Below are 13,410 nucleotides of genomic sequence, written 5' to 3' on the forward strand. Positions count from 1 at the left end.
TGGCTGGCAGCGTAAAACTGCTTAGCCTTTATCTCAAATTTTAACGAACTATTGCTAATATACTTTCAAAACCAGATTGTCGAAATAACAATGAGGTTTCCAAACCAGTACCCTGATTCGGGGTCGCGATTTACGATGATTGATGTCTCCTAAGAACAGCCCCCTATTAGTTACAGAGTTTCATTCTTAATCTTTCAAAATCCTCAGGCATATGTGCCTTTATGTATGCCAGTTTGTAACAGATCATTGCTCTGTTTCGAAAGAATTTTCTATTCGAGAGGGAATGTTGGCGCAATTCTATCTTATGTAACACAATCTTTATAGCCGAACTATATCGTTCTTTCTCTTCATCTGAAAGTGAATCAATGTAGGCAAGGATTTCTTCCTTCTGTTCTTTCCAGAGTAACATTCCATGTGTATCACTAAGGATTTCCTTTACCCTCTCCATTTCTGTGAACCTTGGATATGTAAATGGTTGTATCTTCTGAATCTTCAGGTATGTATAGATATACGGATTAACTGCCAACCCATGGCTTAGTGCGATTGTTGCAGTCAATTCATCCATATTCTTTGGTTTAATTTGTCGAAGGTCGTACTTGTCCCATTCGGATTCCATCATGAAGATGCCGTCTGTATCTGCTCGTTGAAACAACTCAAATGTTGAAGAATCATCGAGAGGAAGATTGTTTGCATCAAACTTATCAGCAATGAAGGCAAACATTTGCTTAGCCTTTTCTTCTGTCATTCTTTTCATGCGCGTGTTCTATCTATGATTATATACAACTTACTGAACTTTACTATTGGGCGACCGAGGTATGTTGATATGTTATAGCCATTTGTCTTTGCCCAATCGACAATTTGGTTCCGGTATTCTTCTGGATAATAGATTGTCAGTATTTTTTGTGCAATCATCTCACTCCAAGAAAGAGGAATACCAATGTTGTTGATTTCATTGATATGTGCAATACCAAGAGCCACAGCTGTAGGGCTTTTCGTAAAATCGCCCTTCTCTGCAGTTGGAACCACCGCAAAGGATTGCTTTACTCCATCAACAAGTGATTTGATAGCGAGCAAATCCTGAGCAAGGTCAAGTTCTGCAATGAAGTTGACCTCTGCATCAACAAGTTCGTGAAATAGGTTGCCATCCTGCTGCCCGAGTTGTTTCAGCCCCCAATGTGTTTGGAAGCGAAGTGTCTCTACTGCACTCTTCTTTGCATATGATTCAGCTTTCTTCTGATTCTTTTTCTTTGCCATACTTTGTATAAATATGATTATTACTATTACTTTATACGATGAGATTTCTTCAAAATCGGTCATTTTTCAGTCTTCTCTGCAAAATTTCCGCAGAACATAGGCAATTTTTGCCTGTTTTTGCCGTTATTTCAATAAATTTGCAGAAAAATTCTGAATCATGATCAGTAAAACTTATCTCAGATATATTTGGCTGCTTGACACTATCAAGCGATCAAAATACCCTCTCACCTTCGAGGATATTGCTAAGAGATGGGAGGGCTCTCCATATGCCTATATGGGTGGTTTACCAATACGTACCTTCCACGAACACCGTAAAGGTATTGAAGAATTGTTTGGAGTTATCATAGAATGTGATAAATCCAAAGGTTACATATATTATATAAAGAATCCAGAAGTCTTGATCCAAAATCCTTATGCACAACTTTTATTGCGTAAGTATAGTGTTCCTCAGGACTTCTCAACCTTCAATATGATGCGTGACCGTATTTTGTTGGAAGAGATACCCCATGGTACTGGTTACTTCGACTCCGTTGTTGAGTCTATGAGGACAAATACAGAACTTGTGATTGACTATCAACGATATGAGGGACAACAAGAAACACTTACAATGCAGCCTTATTCTATGAAGGTATATAACAGAAGATGGTATGTACTTGGCTATATTAAAGAAAAGGAATCAATCAGGCATTTGGCATTGGAAAGATTTCTTGACCTTCATACGACAACTAACAAGTTTGAATTTCCAAAGGACTTCATCCCAAGAAAGTACTATGACAATGTTGTAGGTATCTATGTGAATGAAGAACTTCCTGTCGTTAATCTGAAGATAAGGGTGTATGGCGTACAGATGGAATACATGCGAATGCTACCACTTCATAAGTCTCAAAGCGAGGTCAAATCACGATACGGCGAGTTCGCTGAGTTCACCTACAGAGTCTGTCTGACTCCAGAATTGAAGTCAAAGATACTTGCAATGGGACCAAACGTCGAGGTGTTGGAACCATTGGAATATCGTGAAGAGATAATGTCCCAAATTAGTGCTTCTCTTGACAGATATATGAAAAAAGAGTAAGAAATCCGATGGTATTCTGCGGAGTTTACGCACACAACACCCCCAAAACGCCAGATTTTACCCTTTTTCATTCGTATTATATAATAGAGACACATAATTCCGATAGTACAATGAATAAGAAAATTACAAACTGTGTTAGTCTGCCAGTAGAGTCACTCCTTAAGGAGGCAACCGAGCAACCTTTGCTCACAGTGGAGCAAGAAGTTGAACTCGCAAACCGAATCAAGCAAGGGGATGATGAAGCTCTAATGGACTTATATAACTGCAATCTCCGTTTCGTAGTAAGCGTAGCAAAGCAGTACCAGGACAGAGGTCTTACTATGGAGGAACTTGTGGAAGCTGGTAAAGAAGGTCTGAAGATAGCAAGCAAGAAGTTCGATCCAAGCAGGAAGTTCAAGTTTATCTCCTATGCTGTCTGGTACATCAGGCAAGCCATTCAGCAAGCAATAAGCGAGCACAGCGATAACGAATAATTACAATAAGTATGAACATAGTACAAACCTGCTTAGGAGAACTCCCGGAAGAGTTGCGAGAAGCAGCACTTGCAATCCAAAGGGAAAGACGTAAGGTCGGCAACATGTTTTACCCTTATCTGCGGATGATTGCGTAAAAGCATTGGAAGATGACGTAATGCTCACCTTGTGGCCAATGGAGCACAGTTTCTATTTCATATTGACAGACATAGAGCACTACTTGGAGGTTCCTGAATCAGAATTTCCGTTGACCGCGAAAAAGGCAAAGTCTTATCTTCAGAATACTCAGCAATGGACAGATGATATACGTGAAATGATGTGGAGTCTCTGGAGTGATGAATAGAAAGATGGCAAAAGGTAATATAACATATCAGCAACGCCTGTGGATATTGGACGATTATCAGTCAATAATTGAAGACCCGGAATCCTATGGCTACCCCAATATAGAGGAGCACATGGATGAGGTCATTGCTGACATCAAAGAAGACGTTGAGCAATTCTTCTGCTGCAAGATAAGTGAAGGTTTTATAAAATCTCAAATTAAAGTCGAATATGGAAGATAGAAATTCATTCAGAGGTTTTGGAATAACCGATGAGTTTGTAAATCGTTTCAAAGCAAGTAAATTCTACAAGGTTATCTATCAGGAGCATACAGACGAAATAATCGTTGGAGTGCGTGATAGTTATATCTGTCTGTATTATAACTGCGACTGTATCGCCAAGATAGAACCTTCATACAATCTTACTGCCCAAATCGACCCATACTATACCAATGGAAAGTATTCATCATTGACCGATGATGAAATGGTGGAACTGTTCTCTCTCATTAAGCAGAAAAGCGATGAACGCAAGAAGAGAGAGAAGCAAGCACAGCAAAGGCTATACATACAGAACAACAACAGTCTGTCATCAGAGTGGTTCTGCATAGATGTTGAATATACGAAATCATTGCGAGGAAAGTCAAGAGCAGAAGATTGGAGATTTGATATAATAGCCATCAGCAAATCTAAACCCCACAAGATTGCTCTTATAGAGCTGAAATATGGTGCAGGAGCATTAGGTGAACCTTCTGGAATACGCACACATGTAAAAGACTTCTATTCATTCCATGTGCAGGATTCAAGTTGTGAGTTTAGCTTTGGTGAATTGAAACAAGAAGTCGTATCTATGATAAGCAAGCTGGATCTGCTTGGTGTTAGTATTCCTGAAGAACTTGCTGAAGTTGATGGGAACAAAATATCAGATTCGCCTGAATACTACTTCATTACCTTGAACAACAACCCTGCAGAAGAAGGCAAGTCATTACCCAAACAAACGATGAGTGGGTATCTCTTTGGCGACAAAAGATGGAACTGTCAGCGAATATCGAAGTTGGTTAAAGAAGAAGGTGACTATTTCACTCTTATACACAACGACAAGACATTCGTTCCAAAGTTCTTGTTCTCTAACAAATGTTTGCCAGACTTCACCATTTCCGACATAATCAATGACGATAGTTATGAGCAGGAAATCATAGACGTATCAGATAAGACTGAAATCTATTCAAAGACCACCCTCCAATCTAAAGAAAGGACACAAACAGGAAATGATACGTTGTTCAAACGCAAATGCCGCATACATCAGTCATGGTTCCGTGAAAAGGTATTGAAACTGGGCATGGGTGTAAATCCACGTACTCATCGCGCTGTCAATGAAACCGAGGAAGACTTTCTTGTCAGAAGACAGATGGTTGAAGACATCAACCACCTAACAGATACTGATGCTTCCCTGCTTATGAACTTCGTTCCTTCATTCCATAAAGAAATACGAAATGCCTTGATTGGAAGGTATGGCAAAGTGCCTGTATCTCACGATTTGATGAACGATATGCTACGCAGCGCGAACATACCATGGAATATCTTTGTACCAATGTTCCAGGACAAAGACGCTGCCATTTGTGTATTGAGAAAACTGACAAACAGAAACAATATAAAAGAGATAACAGGCTGGAAGATTGAATATAACCCGAATACTCTTGGTGACAACACGGCCTTTGACGCATTTGTTCAGTACAGAACAGTGGAAGGCAATACCGGAATCATTGGAATTGAAGTAAAGTACACCGAGGAAGGGTATAAGGTACACAAGAAGGAACAGGAACGGATAGATGAACCTAAGTCATCATATTCCCTTGTCACACGTGACAGTCACTGTTTCATTGAAACAAATACAGAGCAGTTCAATACAAGGGAATATATACAGATCTGGCGTAACCACATGCTCGCTATCTCCATGGGAACGGAGTATGAATGCCAATACGATTCTGTAACCATCTATCCTTCCGGCAACACACATTTTCATTCAGCCAATGGTCGCCCTGGAGCCCTTGAACAGTACATGAACATGTTGACAGATAAGGGAAAGAGCACATTTCATTACACTTCATTTGAAGAACTCTTCAATCTCTTTGACTTGTCATATAAAGGTGAGCGACACAAGAGTTGGATTGATTACCTCAAAGCCAGATATATAGTTGATGAAGATGAAATTGAGTGCAATCAGCATGTCTGCACCTCTTACCAGAAGGATAATCAACAACATGCAGCAGAGAATATTGCAGATGTGAATCCAAATACGTCCCAGACTATTGAGGTAGTTTTGGATGGTGCAAACCAGGAATGGGTTCTTAACCTTGTTGATTATTCACTCGACGATATGCTCAGTACCTCAAAGGTGAGGGCACGCTTCACAAATGATGCACCTATAGCATCAAGACAAGTTTCTACAGAAAAATACTACTCGTTAGACCAGTTCAAAAAGGCATATAATCAAGAACGAGGTTCCACCCATGACAACAAGAATGCCGCCTATTGGTATTTCTGCCGTTCTGTCAAGATTGGCGATGTCATCTACCTTGCAAAAGGTCCTGCCCTTTACGGCTATGCGGTAGTCAAAGGCAATGAAGTGATAACAGATGAAACTACAGGTGAACACAGCTGGAAGGTAGAATGGCATAAATACGATAAGGAAATAGCGATAGATGCAAATATCGCAACACCGTTCTTTGTGAATCTCCAAGTTCAGAAAGACAAGATGATTCGCCTTCATAAGGCTATAGAAAAGCATTAAATTACAAGACATATGAACATAAAAATTCACAGAGGACTTGACCAGATTGGTGGCTGTATTACGGAGATTTCAACTGAAACTTCGCGAGCGTTTATCGACTTCGGTCAGAACTTGCCTGGCAATGGCGAGCCAACAACTCCCGAAGAAGACGAAGCGTTGGTGACACGGATATTTGCTCAGAATAAGAAGCAGCATGAAGCTGTATTCTACACTCACGGTCATGAGGATCACGTCGGATTGTTTGAATACATTCCTGAAGATGTTCCCCAGTACATGAGCGAAGGAACCAAAGGATTACTGGAGATAAAGTACGATGTTCTTTACGAGGGCGCAGACTTAAAAGTCAATGAACTCCTTGAAAAAGAATGCGACTCACAGGAGTATAGCGACGCATTAAACAAGCTCATATTTGTTGACAACAAATGTAAGTTGCTCAATAAGATTGAGGTTTGGCAGCGCACTTCATCACGCAAAGCCCCAGTAAGCATTTGCATTGGCGACATCAAGATTACGCCTTTCTTCAACTGCCATAGCATCTATGACTCCCACATGTTCCTCATCGAAGCTGATGGCAAACGCATCTGGCACATGGGCGACTACCGCGAACATGGCTATATGGGTAAAGGTTTGATACCAACGCTAAAGAAATATGCCACAGACATCGATGTGCTTATTACAGAGGGTACGATGCTGAAACGTGACGACAAGTGCATCCATGAGCAAATTGTGTCGTACAAAATGCAGAATGTAATGAAAGCCTTTAAGTACGTCTTCGTCCTAGCATCTGCCACTGACATAGAAAGACTGGCTGCTATTAAGCAGGCTTCTATCCATGCAGACAAGCCCCTTTATATCTGGTCCTTGTTTATGAAGAAAACGATGGCATACTTCACTGAGCGTGAATCAAAACAGTCAAAAGGCTTGTTCTCTTTCCATCCGTTGTTCTACAAAGACCGTATGCTGAAGAAGCTAAAGCAGACAGGCATGACCATGGTGGTTGGCACATCGCAGATGGCTCGTGTAAAGGGATTGCTTGACAAGCTGCCCCAGGAAGAAACACTCCTCATCTATTCATCATGGGATGGGTACTACAAGGATCCTGAGCAGGTAAAGGCCGACCCAAAGTACAAGGAGTTTCGTGACATGTTCCCCAACGTGGTAGACATTCACACCTCTGGTCATGCTGACCGCCAGACAATCGAGAAAGTAATCAAAACAGTTAATCCAAAAGAAGTTATCTGCATTCATAAGGAAGCAGATGCTGAATTATAAAAGATACCAAATATGGGAAAATATAATAGTAGTATTACAAGAGTTAAGCCTCTTGGTGATGCAATAAGGAGTAATCATGATTTGCTGAAAAGGATGTTATCTATTGTGGCTCCAGATATATCATCAGTCTTTGGGAATTTTGAGGAAAAGAATGTTTATTATACTGGCTGGCAAGGAGAAAAATCATTACCTGCAACTCCAGAACATTTGAAAGCCATTATAAAAAAGATAGTTAACGATGAAGAATTTAGAAAGTATGTACAAGAACGTGATAATTCCACAAAATCAAACAAAGATAAACGCCAGTTGTTATTCAATCTTGATCAAAGCATGATAGAAAAGGCTTCAACATCAAAGTTTGTCAAATGGAACACCTTTGAAGGAAGTTCCAAACCAGATATGTATATAGAGAATGATAAATTCATCATATTGATAGAAGGAAAAAGAACGGAAAGCGACACAACGGATAAGGTGTCATATTTGAAACATCGCAGCCAGATGGTAAGACATATAGAAAATGCGCTACATCATAGCAATAGCCGAAAGAAGGTTATCGCATTCTACGTTGTTAAGGAAAACTGTGGGTATGAGAATCACTGTGTAAAGGAGTATCTTGAAAAAGAAATTGATGCCGAGACAATTGAAAAAAGTCATGCTCTCAAGAAGGCTATATTAGATAGCTTTTACGGATATACAACTTGGGAAAAACTATCTGTTTCTCTTGGTATAAACTTCCCCGACATGGTAAATAAATAACCTGTTAAAAAGACATATTGAGATACAATGACAAAGAAAGACATACTAAATTATATCTACAATAGTCCTCTTGTCTGTGAGAACATGCCGGCGGAGCTTGCTGATATGCCGGAGGGCAGATTGTTAGATTTGATAAGTGGTGTCATTGACAGCAAACCAAACAAAGGCAAACACTCATACGAGATTATTGCTATTGACAGTTATAAAAAGGCAAAACAGTATGAGTGTTATGCTCCGACATGGTGCATCTTTCAGTCAGAGGAAGTTTTCTTTGAGGAAAGCCATCAGGGAACATGTCATTTCATATTCTGTAAGCGTGATGATGCAGAAGAATATGGGAAGTTAGCTTTTGGTGAAGGTTATCCTTACGACAACTATGGTATGTCATTCTTTGCAGTCTTATTGACAAAAGAAAACCGAGTTGTATCGGTAACATCCCGAAGGAATTGGGATGAAGACTATGACCATTACCTCAATAATCAGCAGCTCAAAGATGCGTTGGGCGACGCTCTTTACAAAGAAACGGTCAATGACCAATCAATCAGACTGCTTCAAATCTCTGATACTCACAATAGGCACAATGAGTTGACCAACCTTCCAGAAGTAGATCTTGTCATCCACTGTGGTGACTTCACTGAACAAGGCACAGAGGAAGAGGTTCTTGACTTCTTGAACTGGTTTATAGAATTGCCTTACAAGCACAAGATATTCGTCACCGGAAATCATGATTTGTGTCTATGGGATGCAGAAGGTATCGAAGACCTTCCCGACAACATTCACTTCCTCCAGGATAGAGGTTGTGAAATAGAGGGAATTAAATTCTTCGGGTTGGCATACAATCATTCGGAAGAACTCATTCCAGACGGAATAGACGTTCTTGTGACCCATGAGCCACCTGTAATGATCCTGGATGAATCGTCAGGTACGCATTGGGGAAATGCACCTTTGAGAAACAGAGTACTAGATGTTAAACCAAGGTATCATTTGTTTGGTCATGCCCATGATGCTTTTGGAACAGAGAAGCATGATGGCATTGTGTTTTCAAATGGAACATCGTTAGACGACAATTACAATATACGGAATAAGCCAAAAGTGTTCATTCTTGAAATATAAAATTGTCGAAGGTGAATATTTTGTATTGTACAATAAAGCAGCCCTGTCCTCACGGATGGGGCTGTCTCGTAATTCAAAAAAAACGACTGACTCAACTAATGCTTTATAGCCAACCAAACTTAATCGCATAGCAAATGAGCAAAATGGAAGAGCACAAAGCAATCTCCATGATGACTATAAATAGCCAGAAGTAGATGTTGAAGGTCTTCTTGTCAACGAATACGCCTCTATAGCCATTCATCGCCTTTTCCACCTTGCAACCCAAGGCTTTGAGGTTACTATCGACCTTTGCCTCATGGTTCTTGAAAAGCACATTCTCATTCTCGATAAGCTTCTTGTGAGCAGCCTCCAGATAGCTCTTGCTCTCGTCTGTAAAGTCAACCTTTACAGGAGTCTGATGAGCACGAGTAATGGCATTACAGATACCATCGACAGCGTTGTCTATACTATCTTTGGCTGCATTGAAAGATGCTAAAAGCACAGGAACCTCTAAACTGGCAAGTCTAACATTGTCAGCACAGGTAATCAGATTAGTCACCGCCAATCTAAGCGTTTTAAGCTGTTCGTCAAAGTTGGTAACCTCCTCCTTGACTTCCTGCTTCTGCTCGATCTTGGCAACAAGTTTTGTAATATCCTTAGCCATATCTTACAATTTTAGGTTTAACGTTTGAGTTTAACAACAGGTTTGCAGAGCCAGCTCGCTTTCTTGGCACAGCGACGAGCCCAGTCTTCGTCTTTCTCGTTCTTGTCACGTCCCCAACCACTGCCAGGACTGCCACCGCCACCACATGATTCTGCAATTCGGGTTGCACCATCGACATAGCCAGCGAACAGAAGGATGGCTGTCTTGATGCAATTTTCAAGAGCCTCGGTACTATCATTGACAGGTTCAACAGCATCCTTGATGACATTATAGATGTGGTCAGAAACATAGGTCTTTTGTTCCTTACCGTTGTTGTCCCAAAGAACGTAAGCACGTGTTTCCTTGGTGCCAGACGACTGAGTTGAAGACTGGCTTGATTCGCCTTGCACATTTGCACTTTGCTCTGGTACAACAGGTTTCGATACCGGCTTTGCCATGCCCATGCCAGTGTCGGTACTGCCAACCGTCACCTGATTAGCCTTGTGGAATTTCAACCAAGTGCCTCTCAGATTCTTCAGCATAAGGTCACGACCAACACCAAGTATAGAAGACTTGTATCGAGAGTTACCCTTCATGATGGTGTACCCATGTTTAACTCCGTCTTTGTCCTCCTGAACCTTCACGTCATAACCAAGAGCCTTGATTCTGTCAACATAGTCGTTCCAGGAGTAAGCTTGCATTTCTGAAAGCACCTTGTAACACGCATCCGTAATCTCTTTGACATTAGCCTTGTGAATGTCTTCGGGCAATTCCCAACCCTCTTCAACATTGATGGTGTGGGCAGCCATAGTGCAACGATTACCGATAAAACGGTTTGTCATCAGATTGCCATCAAGGTCAATGCGATTGATCAGAATATGAAGATGAGGGATGCCAGACTTTGAATCGTGATGGACACACGCAAACAACTGTGCTCGGCTCAGGTCAATGGCAGGTACCTTCTTTCCTTTCTTGCCTGACTTCTGTGATGCCTTAACCAACTCATCAAGAAATCGGATGGCATACCTTCTCCAGTCCTCGGATGTCCAGTCCTTTGATTCTTCAAGGGATGGGGATACCTCAATACGGAAGATTGGTTTGTCGACAGGCTTCTTGCGGAACTTTGGTGCATACTTCATCTGGATGACTTGCATCTCATTCCACATACCCAAGGGTGGCAGACCTTCAGACAGGTTCTTGGTGTAAACTATGTCTGCTCTGTTGTGCCTGGTACAGTACTCTGTCATCCGAGCACCATGTTCGATAGGTGTACATTCAGCGACCATGAGTCTGCAGATACTTGAAATGATCCTGAATATCTCCCCAGCGACGAATGAGATATGTAGTAGCCTCAATCCAGTTGTTCATGAACTCTGCATCGTGGAAGTAGCTAAGCAGCTCCTCCTGAGTCTTTCCGCCGAGTGCATTGTGGATATGAACAAGCTCGCTGCGGGCATCCCCAAGAGAGATAAGAGCCTTAGTCTGTTCATCGTTCATAAGCTGATAAAGCATTATTTCAAGCGACTTGTCATGAATATACTGGCTCTTCTTGATTCCAGCCTTAGTAGACTCTTCAAGAATCGTTGCGTAATCCTCAGGTGAGTAGCACACCGTGATACGTGGGTTGCGTACTTTCTTCTTTTTCTTAGCAACCTTTGCTTCTGGTTTTACATTTGAATCCATAGTTGTATAAATCATTTAAATTAAGTTTATAAGAGGGAATGAAAGACAATGCGAGCTTGCGAGTATTGCAAGAAGTCAGCAGGTCGAAACACTGGGGGAACCCCTGGTGTGTCGGACAATGACACTTCTTGTTTAGCTGACTACACTTTTACTATGCCCTTCGGGTCGTTTTGCAAGACTACGCAAGGTAATCTGGGTAACGTCTTCAAGCTTGTCTAGACCTTACTTAGGAGTGCCATTTTCAAGCATCTCATTGTTTGCATCATCGGTGTCAGATGACGCCCTATTTTGGGGCCTCATAATTTTGACACATCCTGGTTGCCTAACTGCATTCAGGAAGTAAGCCTTCTTCCTTCATTTTAAGATACTCATCATAAGTAATCGCGTTCTTGCGGTCTTCTTCCATCTCACGCATCCTGATTTCCTGGTCTCGCCTATCATATGCTCTACTGCGTTCTACCAGAAATTGTTTTAGACTTGTAAGAATAACCTGAGGGTCAAAGTAACTATAGAAACGTTCATATTGAGTCGCCTTGAAACGCGCGAAGAATAGCATCAGTTCATCGGTTTTCAGCCAATGATAGTAGGTCGCAATCAATTGGGAAAGTTCAAAAAGTTGTTCTTCAGATACCTTTTCTTTTAGTCCGCAATAGTTGCTCACACTCGTGAGTTGAGGAACCAACCATAGCTCTGCAGCTCTACTTCCATAGGCTAATTTGAGCAATGAAAGTGTTGGCGAATCACCGAAATAGCATTTGTCAGGGGAATGGCAAAGTTCCATCTGGATACTGGGATTGTGAGACAACAGAAAATCATCTATTGTAGCATCTTTAGATTGTAGTATCTGTATCTTATTCTTCACTAATGGGCTGATTTTCGGCAAAGAGTCTTTGCATGACACCGATTGCAGCATTGGTAATGTCCCGTTTTTCTTCATAAGTTGTAATGTCTTTGATATGTGTTCCATTTGCTTCTAATCTTATTGGTTCATTGATCCAAGTTCTTAGTGTGATGAAGTTCTCGAAGTTCTTTCTGTACTGTTGTGTTCTTATTTGTACATAATTGCAAATGTATTCGTAGCATTGCTTGCGATCTTCTTCCGTAAGAGCATTCCACATGGAACGAAGTTTTACTTGATCACCAACAGGTTTGTCATATAATGCCCAAACCTTTTCAAAGGGATAATCTGTCTCAACTTCCACAACAATTGGGGCAGAGTCCCCCTTGATAATTTGTTCGTTAGAACGATTATCACTACTATTGCTGTTATTCTTACTATTGGTATTACTCTTACTTAGGCAACCATTTGCTTGCGGTGGTTTGCCATCGCAAGCGTTCGTTAGCGCTCTTGTCTTGTAGCGTTTGCGGGCATTCTCTGCATTTTTCTCACATTTTGTGATGTATGCTTCGGTATCGCGATCTATCTGTGCAGCAAACATCATGAAGAGCGCCTTGATGCCTTCTTCTTCCAGTTCTGGTAATATGCCTGTGTTGGCATATTCCAGAATTGATTTGAAGATCCGACCAGCACTCGCATCGCTCAAACAGTTGATTGCAGCCATATTGTCCAGGTACAAGATGATGCTCTTCATCTTTTTCTTGTCTTTCTCTACTGCCATAGTCGTATTTTGTCTATCCTCTTTTACTATTAACATATGCCAGTGCTTCCTCCTCTATCATATAGTCAGCCTTACGACCTCGTGTCAGAATCCATTCATCAATCTCTGACTTCAGGAACAGGTTCTGTTTACCCTTATCACCTTGTTTATGATAAGGTATAACGCCCGTGCTGCACCAACCGTAGATGGTCTGAATAGAAGGATGGCTTGGCAAATAGTCATGAAGACCTTTCACGTCGAACCATATAGATTCTTCGTGAGATGGCTTGGAAAGACTATCAATCTTTGTCTCAAGAGAGTCAATCTTTTGCTGGAGTGCCAATATCATCATTGGCATGTCCTCAAATGTAGGTTTACTATTCATATTATAATTTTGCATTAAACCCAAATCGGTCATTAGAAAAAGTTTCTTGTCATTTTCTAATGACCGCCATTAGA

16 protein-coding genes are annotated in these 13,410 nt (G+C 41.1%); 8 read left to right on the forward strand and 8 right to left on the reverse strand.

Going from position 1 to position 13,410, the window contains the following annotated elements; all coding sequences use genetic code 11:
* Positions 1-166 precede the first annotated feature (166 nt).
* Positions 167-754, reverse strand: a complete 588-nt coding sequence (locus tag KM934_RS11245; RefSeq protein ID WP_215760698.1) for a hypothetical protein — start codon at positions 752-754, stop codon at positions 167-169.
* Positions 751-1,254: a hypothetical protein gene (locus tag KM934_RS11250; RefSeq protein WP_215760699.1), complete on the reverse strand. Its 504-nt coding sequence runs from the start codon at positions 1,252-1,254 to the stop codon at positions 751-753. Before KM934_RS11250 ends, KM934_RS11245 begins: the two co-directional genes overlap by 4 nt.
* 157 nt (positions 1,255-1,411) lie before the next feature.
* Here KM934_RS11250 and KM934_RS11255 point away from each other — a divergent pair, with 157 nt between their 5' ends.
* The 8 genes from KM934_RS11255 to KM934_RS11285 all read left to right on the forward strand — a co-directional run bounded on the left by KM934_RS11255 (position 1,412) and on the right by KM934_RS11285 (position 9,048).
* Positions 1,412-2,326, forward strand: coding sequence for a helix-turn-helix transcriptional regulator (locus KM934_RS11255; protein ID WP_215760700.1), 915 nt, complete (start codon positions 1,412-1,414; stop codon positions 2,324-2,326).
* Between the two features lie 110 nt (positions 2,327-2,436).
* Positions 2,437-2,799 (forward strand): sigma-70 family RNA polymerase sigma factor, encoded by a 363-nt coding sequence (locus KM934_RS11260; RefSeq protein WP_197070894.1) that lies wholly within the window; start codon positions 2,437-2,439, stop codon positions 2,797-2,799.
* 11 nt (positions 2,800-2,810) lie between these two features.
* Entirely contained in the window at positions 2,811-2,936 is a 126-nt protein-coding gene (locus tag KM934_RS13260; protein WP_262898229.1) for a hypothetical protein, read from the forward strand.
* 210 nt (positions 2,937-3,146) lie between these two features.
* Complete coding sequence (locus tag KM934_RS11265) at positions 3,147-3,362, forward strand: hypothetical protein (protein WP_156132439.1); 216 nt, start codon at positions 3,147-3,149, stop codon at positions 3,360-3,362.
* Positions 3,352-5,907, forward strand: coding sequence for a PGN_0703 family putative restriction endonuclease (locus KM934_RS11270; RefSeq protein ID WP_215760701.1), 2,556 nt, complete (start codon positions 3,352-3,354; stop codon positions 5,905-5,907). The genes KM934_RS11265 and KM934_RS11270 overlap by 11 nt, the downstream gene beginning before the upstream one ends.
* Before the next feature lie 12 nt (positions 5,908-5,919).
* Positions 5,920-7,179, forward strand: a complete 1,260-nt coding sequence (locus tag KM934_RS11275; protein WP_215760702.1) for an MBL fold metallo-hydrolase RNA specificity domain-containing protein — start codon at positions 5,920-5,922, stop codon at positions 7,177-7,179.
* Between the two features lie 12 nt (positions 7,180-7,191).
* Positions 7,192-7,935: a hypothetical protein gene (locus tag KM934_RS11280; protein ID WP_215760703.1), complete on the forward strand. Its 744-nt coding sequence runs from the start codon at positions 7,192-7,194 to the stop codon at positions 7,933-7,935.
* Between the two features lie 540 nt (positions 7,936-8,475).
* Complete coding sequence (locus KM934_RS11285) at positions 8,476-9,048, forward strand: metallophosphatase domain-containing protein (RefSeq protein ID WP_215760709.1); 573 nt, start codon at positions 8,476-8,478, stop codon at positions 9,046-9,048.
* A 103-nt stretch (positions 9,049-9,151) separates the two neighbouring features.
* Here KM934_RS11285 and KM934_RS11290 read toward each other — a convergent pair whose 3' ends face one another.
* The 6 genes from KM934_RS11290 to KM934_RS11315 all read right to left on the reverse strand — a co-directional run bounded on the left by KM934_RS11290 (position 9,152) and on the right by KM934_RS11315 (position 13,336).
* Complete coding sequence (locus KM934_RS11290; protein ID WP_215760704.1) at positions 9,152-9,691, reverse strand: hypothetical protein; 540 nt, start codon at positions 9,689-9,691, stop codon at positions 9,152-9,154.
* Between the two features lie 17 nt (positions 9,692-9,708).
* Positions 9,709-10,809: a relaxase/mobilization nuclease domain-containing protein gene (locus KM934_RS11295; RefSeq protein ID WP_215760705.1), complete on the reverse strand. Its 1,101-nt coding sequence runs from the start codon at positions 10,807-10,809 to the stop codon at positions 9,709-9,711.
* Positions 10,810-10,945: 136 nt separating this feature from the next.
* Positions 10,946-11,353 (reverse strand): hypothetical protein, encoded by a 408-nt coding sequence (locus KM934_RS11300; RefSeq protein WP_052484722.1) that lies wholly within the window; start codon positions 11,351-11,353, stop codon positions 10,946-10,948.
* Positions 11,354-11,675: 322 nt separating this feature from the next.
* Positions 11,676-12,215, reverse strand: coding sequence for a DUF6633 family protein (locus KM934_RS11305; protein ID WP_215760706.1), 540 nt, complete (start codon positions 12,213-12,215; stop codon positions 11,676-11,678).
* On the reverse strand, positions 12,205-12,972 hold the full coding sequence (locus KM934_RS11310) for a DUF6291 domain-containing protein (RefSeq protein WP_215760707.1): 768 nt from the start codon (positions 12,970-12,972) through the stop codon (positions 12,205-12,207). Before KM934_RS11310 ends, KM934_RS11305 begins: the two co-directional genes overlap by 11 nt.
* A gap of 13 nt (positions 12,973-12,985) precedes the next feature.
* Complete coding sequence (locus KM934_RS11315) at positions 12,986-13,336, reverse strand: helix-turn-helix domain-containing protein (RefSeq protein WP_215760708.1); 351 nt, start codon at positions 13,334-13,336, stop codon at positions 12,986-12,988.
* Between the last annotated feature and the right edge of the window lie 74 nt (positions 13,337-13,410).

This window comes from Hallella faecis, from assembly GCF_018789675.1.
GTDB lineage: Bacteria > Bacteroidota > Bacteroidia > Bacteroidales > Bacteroidaceae > Prevotella > Prevotella faecis.

Excerpts from the sequence above, each read along its gene's own strand:
- KM934_RS11275 (WP_215760702.1), top strand. The coding sequence starts at position 5,920 with ATGAACATAAAAATTCACAGAGGACTTGACCAGATTGGTGGCTGTATT.
- KM934_RS11310 (WP_215760707.1), bottom strand. The coding sequence starts at position 12,972 with ATGGCAGTAGAGAAAGACAAGAAAAAGATGAAGAGCATCATCTTGTAC.
- KM934_RS11280 (WP_215760703.1), top strand. The coding sequence starts at position 7,192 with ATGGGAAAATATAATAGTAGTATTACAAGAGTTAAGCCTCTTGGTGAT.
- KM934_RS11250 (WP_215760699.1), bottom strand. The coding sequence starts at position 1,254 with ATGGCAAAGAAAAAGAATCAGAAGAAAGCTGAATCATATGCAAAGAAG.
- KM934_RS11295 (WP_215760705.1), bottom strand. The coding sequence starts at position 10,809 with ATGAAGTATGCACCAAAGTTCCGCAAGAAGCCTGTCGACAAACCAATC.
- KM934_RS11290 (WP_215760704.1), bottom strand. The coding sequence starts at position 9,691 with ATGGCTAAGGATATTACAAAACTTGTTGCCAAGATCGAGCAGAAGCAG.
- KM934_RS13260 (WP_262898229.1), top strand. The coding sequence starts at position 2,811 with ATGAACATAGTACAAACCTGCTTAGGAGAACTCCCGGAAGAGTTGCGA.
- KM934_RS11255 (WP_215760700.1), top strand. The coding sequence starts at position 1,412 with ATGATCAGTAAAACTTATCTCAGATATATTTGGCTGCTTGACACTATC.
- KM934_RS11245 (WP_215760698.1), bottom strand. The coding sequence starts at position 754 with ATGAAAAGAATGACAGAAGAAAAGGCTAAGCAAATGTTTGCCTTCATT.
- KM934_RS11270 (WP_215760701.1), top strand. The coding sequence starts at position 3,352 with ATGGAAGATAGAAATTCATTCAGAGGTTTTGGAATAACCGATGAGTTT.
- KM934_RS11265 (WP_156132439.1), top strand. The coding sequence starts at position 3,147 with ATGGCAAAAGGTAATATAACATATCAGCAACGCCTGTGGATATTGGAC.
- KM934_RS11260 (WP_197070894.1), top strand. The coding sequence starts at position 2,437 with ATGAATAAGAAAATTACAAACTGTGTTAGTCTGCCAGTAGAGTCACTC.
- KM934_RS11300 (WP_052484722.1), bottom strand. The coding sequence starts at position 11,353 with ATGGATTCAAATGTAAAACCAGAAGCAAAGGTTGCTAAGAAAAAGAAG.
- KM934_RS11315 (WP_215760708.1), bottom strand. The coding sequence starts at position 13,336 with ATGAATAGTAAACCTACATTTGAGGACATGCCAATGATGATATTGGCA.